Source organism: Paraglaciecola sp. (genome assembly GCF_051252315.1).
Classification (GTDB): domain Bacteria; phylum Pseudomonadota; class Gammaproteobacteria; order Enterobacterales; family Alteromonadaceae; genus Paraglaciecola.
Genome location: NZ_JBPOFP010000190.1, coordinates 1 through 5,183 on the forward strand (window position 1 = coordinate 1; position 5,183 = coordinate 5,183).

Consider the following 5,183-nt stretch of genomic DNA (forward strand, 5'->3'; position numbering starts at 1 on the left):
GTCATAAACCACTTCTCCGGCTGAATTTTGAATATCGTAAGCGGTATAAAAATTACGATAGACTTCATCAGTTAGATTGGTTATTTGGAATGTCACGGTGAACATATTATTAATGCGGTAGCTAGAACTAAAATCTAGAAGGCTAGATGACTCTTGCCATATTGCACCACCGGTTATGCCGTCATTAATCAGTTGTACACCAGAATATCTATGAGCAAAACGCAATGTCGTTCCGTCTTTTTCATAAAACACAGTGGTATTAGCTGAATGTTCAGGCGTAAATTCTTGTGGAAGAGGTTGGGTAAATAAGCCAGTTGTGCCAATTTCTTCAGGATCTTTTTCTGAACGCTGATAGGTATAGTTAAAGCTCAGACCTAGCCCAGACCAAATACCAGGCAAGAAATCGTAGTTTTGGGTATAGCCAATTTCAAGACCAGCGATCTTAGCTTCTTGACCATTTCTTTCGACTTCAATCAAGGCTGTATGACATTCGATATCCCAAGAACTTGCCCCGAAACCAGCATAATAACGATGTGGCATACACACATTGCCCGCATCATCTACTACATCTCCTGGTTGACGACTAGCATCAAAATCTAATAGCAGGTTGGCATTTTCTAAATCATAATCCGAACGTACGTCTATGTAATGAAAAGGCGTCACAACTGTTTCTGGGAAATCAGTCATCTGCTTATAAAATAAAGCAGTTGAAAGCATTCCTGACTCATTGAAGTACCACTCGTAAGATAAATCTAAATTGTTAGATTTAAGTGGTTTTAAATTTACGTTCCCTGCTCTCCCTTCTGCAGTAGGTCCCCATACGTTTTCATTCATAGTTAAACGAGGGTTTAGAGAATCGAACTCTGGACGTGTCATAGTTTGTGAAACAGCAAAACGCGCGATGCTTTCTTCGTTAATTGCGTAGTTAAGATTTAAACTCGGTAATAATAACGAATGACTTGCCGTTCCACTTGTTGGTGCTTGGCGAACAGTAGTATTTTGCTGATCACCATTCGGGCCAACGAATGAAGTTGATCTATCTAAATAAGGCCAAATTTCACCTGCAGAAGCAAACTGTCTATGGGTTAATGCGCTGGTTGCAACTAAGTTACCGTTTATATCAAGTACTTGATTAGGTAAATCGATCAAAGTAAAGCCGTCGTTTGCGTTTCCAAAAACTAAACGGTTTGTATCCACTCCACCAGGCAACACCCATTCACCATCAACATAAGGTGTTGTATCATCATTCCAATAATTGTAGCCATGAGAAATAGCCCAATCAAAACAGCCTGTTAACTGATCAGAGTTTAATGGCTCCCAACGAGTATCAGTCCCGCCTGTACCAGGGTTAATTCCCATTACAGCTTCAGGACAAGCTTCTTGCCCTTCAATTGTTCCTAATCCTCGTTCTACCAACAAGTCATATGGGTCTAACATGTGAGGTGGTCTATGAAACGTGATACCGCCATAACCCGTAGCGTTATTAGTATCTTTGATGTACCGCAAACCAAGATTACCCGTTAAACGGCCATCAAATCCTTCAAAACTAACTTTTAAATAGGCCGCATTAGTTTCAGTTTCTATTTCGCGAGTACCAAGGTTATTGACAGCCGTGCCCACTGTCCCTGGATCTCTGCCAGCAAACTCTGCAATAGCTTTGTTAGCATCTAACATAGGCCAACCACCAAAAGCGGCATTTGACCTGTCAGCGGTAATGTCTTCACCAAAATTATCATAGGGAAAAGATTCACCAGACAACATATCAATAAGATTAATTGACCCCATACCTACAGTGGCATAACTCGTGTCTGGGTTGGAGTTGTCAATTAATGCGGTACCAGTATTCACATTGGTATTTTGGGTATATACATCTTTAACTCGTTTGGCATACTTTGCGCCAAATTCAACAGTGGTAATGTAGTACTCATCGATAACCCAATCAAAATTAAGATGTGCAGATTGATTGGTATCTTCTTGTGAATTCTCTCTAAAACGTAATCCACCTAAATGATTGGCTTCTAAATCAAACGGATTAAAAGAACTGGTTACACTATTTACACTGCCGTCAAATGGGTCAATATTGGCCGGTGTTATTCCCATAGTGAATGAACATTCACCATTAGAACGACAATCATGTCCAAGAGGTTCAAGTTGGGCTAATGGCACAGCTTCAATTATGGTATTACCAATGGTTCCCCAGGTTGCCGTAGATAAACCTACATGGCCTTTGGTTTCATCAACCGTTCCTGAGTAACCCAGCATAATATCCATGCTTAAATCGTCGGTTATTTCATGATTAATTTCGAGGGAAACAACATTTGTCTCCAACTCTCGTAAACCTTGAGTACGATTAAAGCTACCGCCTGATTTACGGTTATAATGCTTATTTAGTGTTCTAGTTTCTAAATTTACACCGTTCCAATCAGAAACAGGATCCGAACCAGATACCCCAGTTAGAGCAGCAAAATTCAAACGAAAGTTATGATAATCGGTGGTAACTTCTTGTTTAGTATGAGTAACATCAAGCTGAATATTAGTAGTATCAAGTGGGGTCCACTCTAAGCCTGCTGAAATAGAAAAACGGTCTCTTTGGTTATCTGTAGTCGATATTTGAGTATAGTTTCTTGCCATAACATCTAAAGGTCCATTATGGGCAATTTGGGTATCGGGATCCCAGTTGACAAGATCCGCAGTCGTTTGACCTGCTTCCAAAATACGAATGTATTTACCCGATGCTAAATCGTGTGCTGTACGACCAGAAGTAGCATTAAGATCAGCAATAGGAATAGCGGCATCTGTCCAATCTGTTTGCAATCTATCTTGACGAGTTGAGTTGGTATCTTTGGCCACCGTCACTATAAAACCAAGGGTGTCGTCTAAATATTTATCCGCAAAACTACCGGTAATACGACTGTCATTAGACCCTGCATATTCATTATTTCTTGCTTCAACACTTAACATTCGACGAGGAGAATTTAATGATAAAGGTTTAACAGTACGTAATACGACTGTCGCACCTAGAGAACCTTCATCTTGATCGGCTGCTGAGGTTTTTATCACGTCGATTGAAGACAAAATATCAGATGAAAATGACGATAAATCAACACTTTGATTCGCAGTTGGGTTACTACCTTGGTCGCCAGATAAACCACCAGTCAACGATACGCCATTCATTTGAATTTGGTTCATTGAAGGACCAGTACCACGCACTGAAATGCGTGTTCCTTCGCCACCTTCTGACTGGACAGTTACACCAGTTACCCGAGAAAGTGCATCGGCAATATTTTGGTCTGTTGATTTACCTACGTCTTCTGCATGAATTGAATCACTGACGTTTTCAGAAAATCGTTTGGAATTTAAGGCTTTCTGCAAGCTGCCTTTAAAACCGGTGATTTCAATAACTTCAGTTTCTTGATCAACTTCGTTTGGACTCTCTTGTTCTTGCTCCACTGCATAAGCAGGAATAGTGACAAAAGAAGCGATTACAGCTGCTGAAACAGCGCTGATTTTGAACTTGTGTTTCATGTGGTCTCTCCACTTGTATTATTATTAGTATTTATGCTGAAGCACAAACACCCCTATTAATTCACCTATTGACCAGTTTCATGTACATAGTCAACTCGCATACAATGGCTAGTTATCTCTTAAACCGACGCTTACACTTTTATTCTAGAAACGTGCTTTTTTTGCACCTACAGAATAGTCCCACCTAAAAACACATTATACCTACTAAAACATATGACGTTTAAGGTAAAGGCAAAAAAATTTCAATCCGAGACGCAAACCACCGGAATGAAAAACTAAATACCAAACACTACACTTCTAAGTAAACCATTCTAGGTTCAGTTTAAAATTTGTTAATCATTTGTAACGAGAGTTTAATTTTGCCAATTGTAGAACAAAATTAACTTCAATCCGTGTCACTAAAACCTTCAATATTCATTATTTTCGTCAAAACTAATTTTAAAAAAACTCTAAAAAGAGCTTTTAACCTTCAAATTAGAGGGGTTTCATTATTTAACTTAAATTACACTCTCTAAAATTACAGAAGAAAAACTCTCAGCCAACTAGGCATTAAATACCAATTCTTCATCTTGCATTGGCGTTTGAATTTGGTTTAATTTAGACATCAAAACCTCTTCGCATAACTTTTCTGCACTTTGATGGTCTCTATTAACGATTGCATTTGTTAAGGCTTTATAAGTTTGAAACACATTAGAATTTAATTCGGTTAAATGGTTGGTAGTTTGACTACAAATCAAAATTGACGAAAAAGCCAAACCATCCATACCAACCAATAGTTCGTTTTTTGAGGCCTTTAAAATCTCATTGTGAAACAGAGCTTCAAATTTAAGTTTGGTTTGCACAGACGAGGCCGTTGACATCATTTGAGCACAAATACTTTCAATTTTTTCAATATCAACAGAGGTTGCATTTTGCGCGGCCAACTTTGCAGCTTTAGGCTCGATAGACAACCTAAATTCAAGTAACTTTTTAACTAACTGATAATTGGGCTCTGCACTAGCAAGCCAGGCCAATACATCGTCATCTAGCAACAGCCAATCCTTAAAAGGCCTAACTCTAGTTCCTTTCTTACGCCTAACTTCTAATAAACCTTTTCTAGCTAGAATTTGAACCGCTTCTTTAGCGACGGTCCTGCAAACATTAAACTTAACGGCTAAAGCAGTATCACCATCGATAATCCTGTCGGGTTCCAATTGTCCGGACACAATTTGACGTCCTAGTTCAGTTGCTAACTGAGCAGACATACACAAATTCATTCGGTAAGTGGACTTTAAGTCATAAAACATTAATTCATTCATAGGCCAAAATATTGCCTAAATTTAATTATTCATGCATTCAAATGGAGTGACTAAAATCTTTAAAATTAACTACTAAATTCCTTGGAGCTTATAGAAAATCTCTAAATATTGGTTTAAACACTTTGAATTTAATGATTAGAGAACAAGCGGTTATAAAAATGTAAGTTGTCAAACTTGATAGGCTTCACGTTTATGAAATACGTGATTGATGTCAATGATTGTGATGGAATTAATAATATAGAATCTATGTCGAATATTAATCCTAGTCAGGACTAGGATTAATATCAGCTAAAGTGAAGAGACTGATACAAAACATTATTATTGTTTTAGTATGATGGAGCCCCTACTAATATTTATATA

2 protein-coding genes are annotated in these 5,183 nt (G+C 38.2%); both read right to left on the reverse strand.

Translation table 11 applies throughout. The annotated features are described in order from the left end of the window. Positions 1-3,525 (reverse strand): TonB-dependent receptor (locus ACSHXM_RS20750; protein ID WP_435692133.1); only part of this gene is annotated, 3,525 nt, incomplete at its 3' end. A gap of 542 nt (positions 3,526-4,067) precedes the next feature. Further along, positions 4,068-4,823 carry a FadR/GntR family transcriptional regulator gene (locus ACSHXM_RS20755; RefSeq protein WP_435692135.1) on the reverse strand — a complete coding sequence of 252 codons (756 nt, stop codon included), beginning with the start codon at positions 4,821-4,823 and terminating at the stop codon, positions 4,068-4,070. Between the last annotated feature and the right edge of the window lie 360 nt (positions 4,824-5,183).

Coding starts and splice junctions, on each gene's coding strand:
- ACSHXM_RS20755 (WP_435692135.1), bottom strand. CDS start 4,823: ATGAATGAATTAATGTTTTATGACTTAAAGTCCACTTACCGAATGAAT.